The sequence below is a fragment of the Pseudomonas sp. 5.2 genome, assembly GCF_059025405.1.
Map to the genome: position 1 here is coordinate 381,456 of NZ_JBYBHH010000002.1, position 13,205 is coordinate 394,660.

The window sequence follows — 13,205 nt, forward strand, 5'->3', positions numbered from 1 at the left end:
GACTCTTTCGTTCAACGAATACAACATGAAGCGGGTGCATTCGGTTAAAGAGTGTAGAGCATGAGTCGTGCCAAGCTTCCTTCTTGATCATAACGCCCCGAAATTACGGGGTATCGATCTTTTTTGACAGTAAATCGACAGCATGTGTTGTCCGTGATTCCGAATGGGTTGGCTTTTGCTGTTCGGAAACCCGAATGAATGGGGCCTAGATTTAGTTACCGCAGGTGACGGATTGCCGTGTGGTCTGTTAGCGGTTTTTACGGACCGCACTGCCATGACCCTTTCTGCCGATGAAGCGCCTGCTTCGATTGATGCCCTGATTTCCCAACGTTTACCGGCTTGGCTCACCTCGGCCACGGTCGACCAGCAGCGTGCGCTTCACCAGGCCCTGCGTCAGCAGCAGGACAGTGCTGAGCGTGTGCGGCAATTGTTCAGCCACATTCCGGCCTTGGACGACTTTGCCGCCGCACTGCTGGAGGACGCGTTGCGTCGGCGTTTCAAGGTAAGCACTGACGTGCGCAAAGCGACACTGCGCAAGGTGGTTCAAATCATTCTGTCGTCACCCATTCCACCGACACCCTCGCCAAACATTGCGCGCATATCGACGCAACCCTTGTTGACGACGGCATTGCACAACTTCACCCAGGCCGAAACCAAGCCTGGGCGTTTCACCCAGGTTGCGTTGCGAGATGCGGCAGGGGTCACCCTGTCGGTATCGTTCGAGCGTTTCGCCAGGTTGTGTCGCACCCTTGACCTGGGCGGCCGCTATCAGGCCCTGCTGCGCGAGCATCTGTTGCCGGCAGATCGGCCCGGTGATGAACCCGGCCAAGCCCGTCGGGAAGTCGAGGCGTTGCTGGAGGAGGCCCTGCGCTCATCGATGGAGGCCGCCGTACGCCTAGCAGCCATCAAGGGTGAGATCAGCCATGACAACTACCTGCAGACGCTGCCGGTCTTTGCGAAGCGTGCTGTGGTGCCTGCCTACCCTGTGGTGTTGAGTACCCGCCAGGTGTACTTGCTGGGCAAGTGCCTGCACGGGGTGGTGGCCATCGAGATTCAAGACCGGGATCAGGCGTTTTTACGCGGCATCATGCTCTGGATACCGGGGAACCCCCTGAAGCCAGTACAGGTGTTCGAGTCCTGGTGGGCGCTTTACCAGGCCATGGGGCTGCGCCTGCGCGATCCTCACTATGCGGCGTTTATTGCGCGGTTCATCGCCGAGCGCGACCGGGTCGTATTTTTCGGCACCTTGAAGCGTTTGCTGTCGTCGACTGCCCAGGGCTCAGCGCTGCAACTCGATGGTCGTGACTTCGCCATTACCCAACCATTGTTTGCGTTTTTGCGCGCTTCGCGCATCGACAAGATGCTCGATGATGCTCGCGTGCTGGCAGTGCCAACTGCCGATGAGGACAGGAAGGCGCGGGACGAGCGGCTCAAGGGCTACCAGCAAGCGGGGCTGACGTTATTGAACCTGGCAGGACTGTTCGTGCCGGTGTTGGGGGAGCTGATGCTCGCGGTGGCCGCCGTGCAGATTGCCGAAGAGGTCTATGAGGGGTATCAGGATTGGCAACTGGGTGATCGTCAGGGGGCGTTGGAGCACGTCTTCAATGTCGCTGAAAGCGTTGTGCTGGGGGCTGCGGTAGGGGCTGGCACTGCAGCGGCCGGGCAATTGATCAAGCGCATCGCGTTCGTCGATGACCTGTCGCCTATCCACACCGAAGCCGGTCACATCAAGCTCTGCGCCCACGATCTGGCCGCCTACCGGGTAAGGGAGCAGGGGATGACGGTGGGCGAACTGATCCAGGACGAAGGCCAGTGGCAGCTGAAGTTGCATGAAGCCAGTTTTCAGTTGGCGGGCTACAAGGACGGTGAGCATCTGTTTATTCGCCATCCTCACTGCAGCGAGGCCTTTCAGCCAATGCTTGAGCACAACGGCAGTGGTGGCTGGCGGCATGCGCTGGAGCGTGTCCAGGAGTGGCAGGGGGCAGCGCGCCTGATGCGGCGCTTGAGCGCCAGGCTGGCCGATGTCAGCGACGACGAGGTGCGCAGCGTGCTCGAAAGCACCGGCTTCGATGAAGCACAGCTAAGGCGTCTGCACCTGGAGAACGCTCCGCCACCGGCACGGTTGCTCGATGCCTTGGAGCGCCGCCGATTGCATGAACAATTCCCCACTGTGCAGGGTGAGGCGTTCGAGTTTCTGGTCAGCACATCGCAAGATAATGAGGAACTGGCCAGTGTCGTACTACGCAGAGACTTTCCGGGCCTGTCGCAGCGCGGGGCGCACGAGATCATCCAACAGGGGAATAGCCAGCAGGTCGAGCAGATGGTGGCCAGTGATCGGGTCCCTTTGGCCTTGGCTGAGCGCGCACGCTGGTTTCTGCGCGATAGCCGCCTTGACCGCGCCTGCGCTGGGCTGCGCCAGGCGTCTGCAGCCAATGCCGATTCCGCGAAACTGGCCGTTGGCCTCATCGATCACGTGGCGCCTTGGCTTGAGCCGCAGGCCATCGAAGTGCGTGCAGACAGCCGCACCGGGGCGATCCTGGCCCAGACAGGCGGGGAAGCCGCTGATGGTCGGTTCAGTATTATCAGGACGCCAGCGGGGTACAGCGCTTACGCCGCCACGGGCCAGCTACTGGCAGGCGCGGCTCCAACTGACAGCCTTCTTCAGGCACTTTCATTGACCTTGAGCGAGGCGCAAAAGGGCGCAATGGGGGCCCGCACATTGGACGCTCAAGCGCTGAGCGGCCTGCTGGCTGAACATGCGCGCACTCATCGTGACCTGGTCGCTCAACTGATTGGCCTGGCGCCGATAGGCGGTGGTGTGCGGCCGCCGGTGCGATGGGGAGATGGGCGCCTGGGTTACCCGCTCAGTGGCCGTGGCGAAAGCCGCGGCCAGGCCAGCCGGCGCGGGATGCGGCAAATTTTCCCGACGCTCGACGATAGCCAACTGCAACGTTACCTGCTGAACCTTATTACCCGCGGGGTCGACCCATGGCAGCATTACAGCCAGCTCAGTCAGCAGTTGGCTGGCTTGCGCCAGGTCTTGCGGCGGTGGCGCATGGAGCATGCTGGTGTACTGGACTTGCTGCGGCGTAGTCGGGTCGCTAATAGCATCCGCCGGTGTTGGCGTTGCAAGACAGGCTTGCGCCGTGACGGCACCTATGCGCTGGACATTCGCGGCGAACGGGTCGGCAGCCTGCCAGCGCTGGAAGAGGGCGTCAGTTTCGAGCATGTCACGCGGCTGACCCTGCGAGACATGGACCTGTCGGAGATCGATCCCGATTTTCTCGCTCGCTTCCCCAACCTGCGTGAACTCGACCTGCGTGAAAATAGCCTGGGCGTTGTGCCTCCAGGGCTGGAGCGTTTGACTCAGCTGAGGTCGCTGCGTCTGGACAACAACCGGATCATCATGGACGCCGCTGGCAACCGTCGGCTCAATGCCTTGGTCAGCCTGCAACGGCTGGAACTCAATTACAATCCGCTCGGTTTTGTCCCGGATATTCGTGGGCTTATTCACCTTGGGCCGCTGGGGTTGCGCTCGACAGGCATCACGGCATTCCCTTCGCGCCTGCAGCAGTTACCGTTGCGGGGTATTGCCGACCTGCGCAATAACCAGATCCGTCAGGTCAATCAGGACTTGCACGGCCTACGCCAGCGTTTGCAGCGTATGGCGTTGCATGACAATCCCTTGGATGAAGCGGCCGAGCGGTACCTCGATGAGTTGCCGGGGCCCAGTAGCCGCGATCAGGCCATCACGCACAGTCCATCCTTTCGTCATCAGCTGGTGCGTGAGAACGAGCGCGAGCAATGGCTAGTTGGCTCGACCGGCGTACAGCGGAGTGAACGTGAGGTGCAGTGGCGTAACCTGCAACATGAAAATGCGTCGCGGCCCTTCTTCAACTTCCTGCGCGATTTCTCTCGATCCCCCGATTTTGTTCAGCGGCCCACCTTCTATCGGGCAAGGGTCTGGAACATCATCGAGGCCTGCGAGCAGAACAGTGAGCTGCGTGAGCAGTTGTTTGTAATGTCTGGAGGCACAGCGTCCTGCGAGGACCGGTTGCTGTGGTTGTTCAGTCAGATGGAGGTGCGGGTGCTTATCCACCGGTACACCGCTGGGTTGACCATTGCGCAAAGCGAGGTCGAGCTGATGCGCCTGAACCGCTCGCTGTTTCGCCTGGATGAACTTGACCATATCGCCGCGCGGCGTATCCAGGGGATTCGCGCTGCGGGGCGTGACGTGGACGACATCGAAGTCTATCTGACCTACCGTGTGCGGCTGGCCGGCTCGCTGCGCCTGCCGGCCCAACCCGCTGCGCTGCATTTCGAGGCCTATGCCGACCTGACACCAGCCGACCTGAATAACGCCAGGATTGAAGTGCTAAGGGCGGAAACCCCGGAGCGGCTGACCCAAGCGCTGGCCGAACGAGAGTTTTGGGAGCGTTACGTGCGAGACCGTTACGAGCGCCGCTTCACGGCATTGGTGGACGCTTTCCGGGCGCCAGAAGAGGCCTACCGGGAGCGTGCAGAAGCGGGAGAGGTCAGTGAGGAGCAGTATTTGACGTACTGCGAAGGTATCGTGCAAGCCATACACGACGGCGAACGAGACCTGATTGTAACCTTGGCTCGCGAGGCTTTCGACCGTTGGTTCGGTATCGATGGGGTGTTGCCGTGAGCCGGTGCCGCTGAGGCGGCACCGGCTTCAGGTTGGCCTCAGGCGGCCTTGAACGATGTCTGGCTTACTGGCGCATTCTTCAGGTAGTCGTGCAGCGCCTGCTGTTCCGCAGGCGATGTGAACAGGCCCAGTTTGGTACGGCGCCACAGAATGTCGGCCGCATCTACAGCCCACTCTTCGCTGCGCAGGTAATCGACTTCGCGGCTGAAGAGACCGCCGCCAATGGCCTGGCCCAAACCTTCCGGGCCCTGAATACCATCAAGCAGGCGCCATACGCGGCTGCCGTAAGTCACTGCCCAGCGTTTGGCGATGTCCACCGGCAGCCACCCGTACTGCGCCAGAATGGCGTCAGTCAGTGCCTGCGCAGTCGTCATATCTTCCCCGCCTGGCAGCGGCGCTGTAGCGGTCCAGCTGGCGCGCATCTGGGTGAAGAACGGCTTGAGCTCGGCCATGGCCGATTCGGCCAGCTTGCGGTACGTGGTGAGCTTGCCGCCGAACACCGACAGCAACGGCGCCTGGCCTTCACCTGCCGACAGCGCCAGGGTGTAGTCGCGGGTCACGGCCGACGGGTTGTCCGACTCGTCGTTGCACAGCGGGCGTACGCCGGAGTAGGTGTGCAGGATGTCGGCACGGCTGAGCTGATGGTTGAAGTGCGCGTTGACCACCTTGAGCAGGTAGTCGGTCTCGGCCTCGGTGATTTTCACCTGGGCCGGGTCGCCGCTGTACTCACGGTCGGTGGTGCCGATCAGGGTGAAGCGGTCCAGGTAAGGGATGCAGAACACGATGCGCTGGTCTTCGTTCTGCAGGATGTAAGCGTGCTCGCCTTCGTACAGGCGCGGGACGATCAGGTGGCTGCCCTGAATCAGGCGGATGCCGTAAGGCGCATCCAGCTTGAGGTCATCCTTGATGAAGCTGGCCACCCACGGGCCAGCAGCGTTGACCAGGGCGCGGGCACGAATGCTCTGCAGGCTGCCGTCGGCATGCTGCAGCTCGACCTGCCACACACCATCGACACGCTCGGCACGCAGGCAACGAGTGCGGGTGACGATGTGCGCACCTTTTTCGCGGGCTGCCATGGCATTGAGCACGACCAGGCGGGCGTCGTCCACAGCGCAGTCAGCGTATTCGAAACCCCGGGTGATGGCCGGTTTGAGCGGGTAGCCCGGGCCGAAGCGCAGGCTGCGCGAAGCGCCCAGGCGCTTGCGCTTGCCCAAGTGGTCGTAGAGGAACAGGCCGGCACGGATCATCCAGGCCGGGCGCAGGTGCGGGCGGTGGGGCAGCACGAAACGCATTGGCTTGACGATGTGCGGCGCCTTGGCCAGCAGGACTTCGCGCTCGGCCAGGGCTTCGCGCACGAGGCGGAACTCGTAGTGCTCCAGGTAGCGCAGGCCACCATGGATGAGCTTGCTGCTCGCCGACGACGTGTGCTGCGCCAGGTCGTCCTTTTCGCAAAGGAACACCTTCAGGCCGCGCCCGGCGGCGTCGGCAGCAATGCCCACACCATTGATGCCACCGCCGATCACGGCGAGGTCATAGCAGTCGGTGAGGGGGGGCTGGGACGAAACGGGCTGGGACACGGGCAAGGCCTCCTGGGGCTGTTCACATCGAATATGAACATTGATGTTCGTTTCCGAAAATACTAGCGCAACAGAAGGCGGGTATCCAGTCAGTCTTTATAGAAAATACTGATCGGATGACAATAAAGTGAACATTTACGAAAATTCGGGTTAGGGCTTGATTCATTAGGCGTTGTCGAGATCGAGCGCCGCCCGCGCGGCGCATCGCGAGCAACGCTCGCTCCTACGTTTGTTTCGGGCCAGTCACGCCTGTGCCAGCGCACGCGACCGCCTGGTTGGTCCGACGCGACATTGAGGCGGGCGCCAAGGGGCCGCGCGCCAATGCCACAGGAATAATTGGCCGGAAACAAACGTAGGAGCGAGCGTTGCTCGCGATGCGCCGCGCGGGCGGCGCTCGATCTCGAGAGCGATAAAAATCTCAATCCATACGCTTCAGCCCCACAATCTGCTTCACACCACGTCGAGGCGAATCTTGTACTGGTTAAGCAAGTGGGCGAGGGCGGGCGTCGGCGTCTGGTCGGTCACCAAACAGTCCACCAGGCTGATCGAGCCCAGGCGAACCATGGCATTACGCCCGAACTTGCTGGAGTCGGCGGCCAGGATAACCTGGCGTGCATTGGCGATCAGGGCCTGGGAAACCCGTACCTCCTGGTAATCGAAGTCCAGCAGGCTGCCATCTTCGTCGATGCCGCTGATGCCAACCAAGGCGAAGTCAACCTTGAACTGGTTGATGAAATCGACGCTGGCCTGGCCTACCACACCGCCATCGCGGCGCACCGTGCCACCTGCCACCAGTACTTCGAAATCGTCCTTGGCCGCCAGGATCGAGGCCACGTGGAGGTTGTTGGTAATCACCTTCAGGTGGTTATGGTTGAGCAGTGCGCGGGCGATCGATTCGGTCGTTGTGCCGATGTTGATGAACAGCGAGGCATGGTCGGGAATCTGCGAGGCCACGGCTTCGGCGATGCGCTGCTTCTCGTCGCGCATCTGGTCGGCGCGCATGGCGTAGGCGGTGTTCTCGATGCTCGAGTCATACGCGGCACCCCCGTGGTAGCGGCGCAGCAGGTTGAGCTCGGCGAGCTGGTTGATGTCGCGGCGGATGGTTTGCGGGGTGACGACGAACAGCTGCGCCATTTCTTCGATGCTGACGTAGCCGCGGTCGCGGACCAGCTCGAGGATTTGTTGTTGGCGGGGGGGCAGATTCATGGGCGGTCCTTATGGGCTGCCGGACAAATTCTGCAATGATGCCGTAGGAAGCGGATGACGGCCAGTAGACGAATGTGCAGGGCGCGTGTAGGAGCAGCCTTGTGCTGCGAAGAGGCCGGTGTTAGCAGCGAATATTCACTGTCTGATCACTGGCTTCTTCGCAGCACAAGGCTGCTCCATGAAGACGTCAGGCTTCGTGATCTTCCCAGTCACGGGTACGGTCGACGGCCTTCAGCCACCCGGCGTAAAGCTTCTCTTTCTGCGTCTCGTCCAATTGCGGGCTGAACTCGCGCTCGATGATCGCCTTGTCGCGCAACTCATCCAGGCTGCTCCAGAAGCCGCAGGCCAGGCCTGCCAGGTAGGCGGCGCCGAGGGCTGTGGTCTCGCGCATTTTCGGGCGCTCCACGCAGGTGCCGAGGATGTCGGCCTGGAACTGCATGAGGAAGTTGTTGGCCACCGCACCGCCATCCACGCGCAATTCGGACAGGCGATAACCGCAATCCTGTTGCATGGCGTCCAGTACGTCACGGGTCTGGTAGGCGATCGATTCCAGCGCTGCACGAATGATGTGGTCGACCTTCACACCCCGCGTCAGGCCGAACAGGGCGCCACGGGCATAAGGGTCCCAATAGGGGGCGCCCAGGCCCGTGAAGGCGGGCACCAGGTACACGCCATTGCTGTCCTTGACCTTGCTGGCGAAGTACTCGGTATCGAGTGCGTCGTTGACGATCTTCAGCTCGTCACGCAGCCACTGCACGGTAGAGCCACCGTTAAACACCGCGCCCTCTAGTGCATAGGCCACTTCACCACGCGGGCCGCAGGCGATGGTGGTGAGCAGGCCATGGGACGAGTTGACGGCCTTGTCGCCGGTGTTCATCAGCAGGAAGCAGCCGGTGCCGTAGGTGTTCTTGGCCTGGCCGGGCTCGACGCACATCTGGCCGAACAGCGCAGACTGCTGGTCGCCAGCGATACCGGCGATGGCAATGCCGCTCTTGGTGTGGCCGTAGACTTCGGAGGAGGGGCGAACCTCGGGCAGCATCTGGCGTGGGATGCCGAGGATTTCCAGCAGTTTTTCGTCCCATTCCAGTGTGTGAATATTGAACATCAGCGTGCGCGACGCGTTGGTGTAGTCGGTGACATGGACCTTGCCGCCGGAGAATTTCCAGATCAGCCAAGTGTCGACGGTACCGAACAGCAGCTCGCCACGTTCGGCGCGCTCACGGGCGCCTTCGACATTGTCGAGGATCCACTTGAGCTTGGTGCCGGAGAAGTACGGGTCGGTGACCAGTCCGGTGGACTCGCGGATGTAGTCTTCATGGCCATCCCGCTTGAGCTGCGCGCAGATTTCAGTGCTGCGGCGGCACTGCCAGACGATGGCGTTGTACACCGGGCGGCCGGTTTCCTTGTCCCACACCACCGTGGTTTCACGCTGGTTGGTAATGCCGAGCGCAGCGACCTGGGCGTGGCTGATGCCCGCCTGGGCGAGCGCCTCGACCAAGGTGGCGCTCTGGGTGGCGAAAATCTCCATCGGGTCGTGTTCGACCCAGCCCGCCTGCGGATAATGCTGGGCGAATTCGCGCTGGGAGGTGCCGACCACATTGGCGTCGCGGTCGAAAATGATGGCCCGCGAACTGGTGGTGCCCTGGTCCAGGGCGATGATGTAGTTCTTATCCAGGGTGTCTGTCATGGTCGTAGGCCTTGCAAAAATGGGAAGTCAGGGCTTGGGCGTGAGGCCACATCAGTTGACTTGAGTATCGCCCTGGCGATTGTCGTTTGTCTCAGCGCTTGCGGTTGGCGCTACTGGCAGGTTGCGGGCGATCAGGCCGCGATACGCTGCGGCGCCCAGGCATGCGCCAAGGATCGGTGCGAACACCGGTACCAGGAAATAAGGAATGTCCCGTCCGCCAGTGAAGGCGATTTCGCCCCAACCGGCCAGGAAGGTCATCATTTTTGGCCCGAAATCGCGGGCCGGGTTCATCGCAAAGCCGGTCAGCGGCCCCATGGCGCTGCCGATCACGGCAATCAGCAGGCCGATGAGCAGCGGCGCCACGGCGCCACGGGGCAGGCCATTGTTGTCGTCGGTCAGGGCCATGATCACGGCCATGAGGATGGCGGTGATGACCACTTCCACCAGGAATGCCTGGCCAGTGGACAGCGAGGGGTGCGGATAGGTGGAGAACACCGACGCCAGCTCCAGGCTTTCGCTGCTGCCTCGTAGCATGGCGTGGGCTTGTTCGAAATCGAAGAACAGGTTGCTGTACAAGGTGTAGACCAACGCTGCGCCGCAGAAGGCGCCGCATACCTGGGCCAGCATGTAGAACGGCAGTTTGCGCTTGTCGAAGCCGGCGAACAGGGTGAGGGCGATACTCACGGCCGGGTTCAGGTGCGCGCCGGAAACACCCGCGGTGAAGTAGATCGCCATGCTCACGCCGACGCCCCAGATAATGCTGATTTCCCACAGGCCGAAGCTGGCACCCGCGACTTTGAGCGCGGCGACGCAACCGGTGCCGAAAAAGATGAGCAGGGCGGTGCCAAGAAATTCTGCCAGGCATTGGCTGGACAAGGTGGGTTCGCGTAGAGCAGTCGTCATGTATGACCTCGTTTTTTTTGTTGTGAGGCGCGTGGCGCTCGACAGCAAAGCCCGGAGTCGATCCCCATTGACCCCAGGCAGATACAGGAAATGCACCTTAAATGTGCACCATTTCTTCAGAAACGAAAAAATATAGACAAGAAACGCTTATGTCAAAGGTCGAAAGTGAACGGTCAGTCACGTTTTGGACGTAGTGTGGGGTCGCGAAACCGCACGCTAGACAGGTGCGTAGCCTCCGAACTGGCTGGGATGTGGGATATGTCCTAAAGTAGCCGCCGACTTGTCCCAGACCGGAGCCTGCGCATGACCCCCGCCCTAGACCTGTTGAAAAAAGCCCGCGCCGAGCATCGTGTGCACAGTTATGAGCACGATCCTAAATCGGCCTCCTATGGTTTGGAGGCAGCGGAAAAGCTCGGGCTCGATCCGCAGCAAGTGTTCAAGACCTTGCTGGCGAGCAGTGAGAAAGGTGAGTTGCTGGTGGCCGTGGTGCCGGTGGTGGGCACCTTGGACCTCAAGGCACTGGCCCATGCGGCGGGGGTGAAGAAGTGCGAGATGGCCGACCCGGCGGCGGCCCAGCGGGCTACGGGGTATCTGGTCGGTGGCATCAGCCCGTTAGGCCAGAAGAAGCGCTTGCGCACCTTTATTGATGACTCGGCGCAGAACTTTGCAACCATCCATGTCAGCGCCGGGCGGCGCGGGCTGGAGGTGGAGTTGGCGGCGGCGGTGCTGGCTGAACATACCCAGGGCACGTTTGCCGGTATTGGCAAGGGTTGAAATCGCAGGGGCCGCTGCGCAGCCCATCGCCGGCAAGCCAGCTCCCACCCGAACTGTGTAAGCCTCCAAGTCTAGCGCCGCACCTGTGGGAGCTGGCTTGCCGGCGATGGGCCGCCAACGCGGCCCCAGTTTTCGGTCAGGTCGCCGAGCTGTAGCGGCGAACGCCATTTTCATGCCGTGGCAACTGCGCCGCGACACTGCCCGGCACCGGGAACAGCACCAGGTGATCGGCCGCCACGGCAATCCCTACATCCTCACCGACCTGATGATCGATATGGCTTGGGAAGATCGCCTCCAGCTGGCTGCCGGTAGGCAGTTGCAGGCGATACAGGGTCGATGCCCCCAGGAAGCTCTTGCCCACGATACTGGCCCGCAGCAGGCTGTCTGGCGCATACACGATATCGTCAGGGCGCAGCAGCACATCCACCGAGCTGCCTGGCGCCATGATGTAGGCGCGGTTGCCGCGCAGTTCGCCGAGTTCGGTATTGACCGCCTCGTGGCTGCTCATCTGGCCACGGATGAAGTAGCCCTGGCCAATGAAGCTGGCCACGAACGGCGTCTGAGGCTCGTGGTAGAGGTTGTAAGGCGTATCCCACTGCTCCAGGCGACCTTCCTTGAACACACCCACCTGGTCGCTGACGGCAAACGCTTCCTCCTGGTCGTGGGTCACCAGAATGGCGCTGGTACCCCGGCTCTTGAGGATGTCGCGCACCTCATGGCTCAAGCGGCGGCGCAGTTCCACGTCGAGGTTGGAGAACGGCTCGTCGAGCAGCAGTAACTGAGGCTCTGGCGCCAGCGCGCGGGCCAGGGCGACCCGTTGCTGCTGCCCACCGGACAGCTCGTGCGGATAGCGACCGCCCAAGCCGCCCAGCTTGACCAGCTCGAGCATCTCTTCGACCACCTCACCCTGGCGCGGGTGCTTGGCGATGCCGAAGGCGATGTTCTGGGCCACGGTCAGGTGCGGGAACAGGGCGTAGTCCTGAAACACCATGCCGATGCGGCGTTTTTCCGGGGCCAGGGTGAAGCCGGCACGGGAAATGACCTCGCCCGCCAGTTGGATCTCGCCTTCATGAATAGGCTCGAAACCGGCGATGGCGCGCAGGGTGGTGGTTTTGCCACAACCGGATGAACCCAGCAGGCAACCAATGTCGCCTGCGTTCAGGTGCAGGTTGAGGTTCTGGACGATGCGCTGGTCGCCGTAGCCGCAGGCGAGGTTGCGCAGGTTGAGCAGTAGGGGTTGACTCATGCGTGGTGGTAAGCCGGTTCTACAAGGAATTCGAGAAGGGCCTTCTGTGCATGCAGGCGGTTTTCAGCCTGGTCCCAGGCGACCGAACGAGGGTCGTCGAGCAGGTCATGGCTGATTTCCTCACCACGGTGGGCGGGCAGGCAGTGCATGAACAGGGCGTCGGGTGCCGCCAGGTCGAGCAGTTCGCGGGTGACCTGGTAAGGCGCGAAATGCGCCAGGCGGCGTGCAGTTTCCTCCTCCTGGCCCATGGAAGTCCAGACATCGGTGGTCACCAGGTGCGCGCCGCGCACGGCTTCCTTCGGGTCGCGGATGATCTGCACGCGATCACCGCCCAGCGCCATGAAGCGTGGGTCCGGGTCGTAGCCTTCGGGGCAGGCGATGCGCAGCTGGAAATCGAACTGCTGGGCGGCTTCGATATAAGAGTTGCACATGTTGAAGCCATCACCGATCCACGCCACGGTCTTGCCCTGGATCGAGCCACGGTGTTCGACGAATGTCTGCATGTCGGCCAGCAGCTGGCACGGGTGCGACTCATCGGACAGGCCGTTGATCACCGGCACGCGCGAGTTGGCGGCGAATTCGGTGAGGGTGCTGTGGGCGTGGGTGCGGATCATCACCACGTCGACCATGCTCGACAGCACGATGGCGCTGTCGCTGATCGGCTCGCCACGGCCCAGCTGGGTATCGCGAGGTGACAGGAAGATGGCCTGGCCGCCGAGCTGGATCATGCCGGCCTCGAACGACACGCGGGTCCGGGTCGAGGACTTTTCGAAGATCATGCCCAGCACGCGGTTTTTCAGCGGCTCGAACAGTACGCTTCGCTTGCGCAGGTCCTTCAGCTCGATGCCGCGGCGGATCACCCCGAGCAATTCGTCGGTGGTGAAGTCCAGCAGGGAGAGAAAGTGCCTAGTGCTCATGTTTGACTACCTTATCTGCAACGGTATGCAGGTCGACCGTATGGTTTTTTTTGACAACGGGAGTGACCTGCGGCGTAAGCCGCACGGGGCGGACGAAATAGGGAAAGGCGCAATACTATAATTAAATGTCGCCTGAAACCAAGAGGGGAAACAGCAGCTCTGTTGCAAAGGGTGTCGTTACCCCTTGAGCGTGCGCTGTTTTTTATTTGCTACAGAGGTTGTACAC

General features: G+C 61.8%; 8 protein-coding genes. 2 read left to right on the top strand and 6 right to left on the bottom strand.

Going from position 1 to position 13,205, the window contains the following annotated elements:
* Positions 1-274 precede the first annotated feature (274 nt).
* Positions 275-4,669, top strand: a complete 4,395-nt coding sequence (locus AC5PZ0_RS05405; RefSeq protein ID WP_493854495.1) for an NEL-type E3 ubiquitin ligase domain-containing protein — start codon at positions 275-277, stop codon at positions 4,667-4,669.
* Between the two features lie 38 nt (positions 4,670-4,707).
* Here the strand turns inward: AC5PZ0_RS05405 and glpD are convergent, their stop codons facing one another.
* The 4 genes from glpD to AC5PZ0_RS05425 all read right to left on the bottom strand — a co-directional run bounded on the left by glpD (position 4,708) and on the right by AC5PZ0_RS05425 (position 10,042).
* The gene (gene glpD / locus AC5PZ0_RS05410) at positions 4,708-6,246 is read right to left on the bottom strand and encodes a glycerol-3-phosphate dehydrogenase (RefSeq protein ID WP_493854496.1); all 1,539 of its coding nucleotides are present in this window, start codon (positions 6,244-6,246) and stop codon (positions 4,708-4,710) included.
* A gap of 450 nt (positions 6,247-6,696) precedes the next feature.
* Positions 6,697-7,452 (bottom strand): DNA-binding transcriptional repressor GlpR, encoded by a 756-nt coding sequence (gene glpR, locus AC5PZ0_RS05415; protein ID WP_027594184.1) that lies wholly within the window; start codon positions 7,450-7,452, stop codon positions 6,697-6,699.
* 187 nt (positions 7,453-7,639) lie between these two features.
* The gene (glpK, locus tag AC5PZ0_RS05420) at positions 7,640-9,139 is read right to left on the bottom strand and encodes a glycerol kinase GlpK (RefSeq protein WP_099455148.1); all 1,500 of its coding nucleotides are present in this window, start codon (positions 9,137-9,139) and stop codon (positions 7,640-7,642) included.
* A 51-nt stretch (positions 9,140-9,190) separates the two neighbouring features.
* Positions 9,191-10,042 carry an MIP/aquaporin family protein gene (locus AC5PZ0_RS05425; protein WP_493854497.1) on the bottom strand — a complete coding sequence of 284 codons (852 nt, stop codon included), beginning with the start codon at positions 10,040-10,042 and terminating at the stop codon, positions 9,191-9,193.
* 303 nt (positions 10,043-10,345) lie between these two features.
* Between AC5PZ0_RS05425 and ybaK the strand changes: the two genes are divergently transcribed.
* On the top strand, positions 10,346-10,816 hold the full coding sequence (gene ybaK, locus AC5PZ0_RS05430) for a Cys-tRNA(Pro) deacylase (protein WP_493854498.1): 471 nt from the start codon (positions 10,346-10,348) through the stop codon (positions 10,814-10,816).
* 136 nt (positions 10,817-10,952) lie between these two features.
* On the opposite strand, the gene AC5PZ0_RS05435 is transcribed toward ybaK, so the two are convergent.
* Both AC5PZ0_RS05435 and argF read right to left on the bottom strand, forming a co-directional pair.
* Positions 10,953-12,062: an ABC transporter ATP-binding protein gene (locus AC5PZ0_RS05435; RefSeq protein WP_493854499.1), complete on the bottom strand. Its 1,110-nt coding sequence runs from the start codon at positions 12,060-12,062 to the stop codon at positions 10,953-10,955.
* A complete protein-coding gene (gene argF / locus AC5PZ0_RS05440) occupies positions 12,059-12,979 on the bottom strand; it encodes an ornithine carbamoyltransferase (RefSeq protein ID WP_493854500.1) in 921 nt (306 codons plus the stop codon). The genes AC5PZ0_RS05435 and argF overlap by 4 nt, the downstream gene beginning before the upstream one ends.
* Positions 12,980-13,205 lie beyond the last annotated feature (226 nt).

Bases quoted from the DNA above. Each gene is read 5' to 3' on its own strand.
- AC5PZ0_RS05405 (WP_493854495.1), top strand. From the start codon at position 275: ATGACCCTTTCTGCCGATGAAGCGCCTGCTTCGATTGATGCCCTGATT.
- glpR (WP_027594184.1), bottom strand. From the start codon at position 7,452: ATGAATCTGCCCCCCCGCCAACAACAAATCCTCGAGCTGGTCCGCGAC.
- glpK (WP_099455148.1), bottom strand. From the start codon at position 9,139: ATGACAGACACCCTGGATAAGAACTACATCATCGCCCTGGACCAGGGC.
- AC5PZ0_RS05425 (WP_493854497.1), bottom strand. From the start codon at position 10,042: ATGACGACTGCTCTACGCGAACCCACCTTGTCCAGCCAATGCCTGGCA.
- ybaK (WP_493854498.1), top strand. From the start codon at position 10,346: ATGACCCCCGCCCTAGACCTGTTGAAAAAAGCCCGCGCCGAGCATCGT.
- AC5PZ0_RS05435 (WP_493854499.1), bottom strand. From the start codon at position 12,062: ATGAGTCAACCCCTACTGCTCAACCTGCGCAACCTCGCCTGCGGCTAC.
- argF (WP_493854500.1), bottom strand. From the start codon at position 12,979: ATGAGCACTAGGCACTTTCTCTCCCTGCTGGACTTCACCACCGACGAA.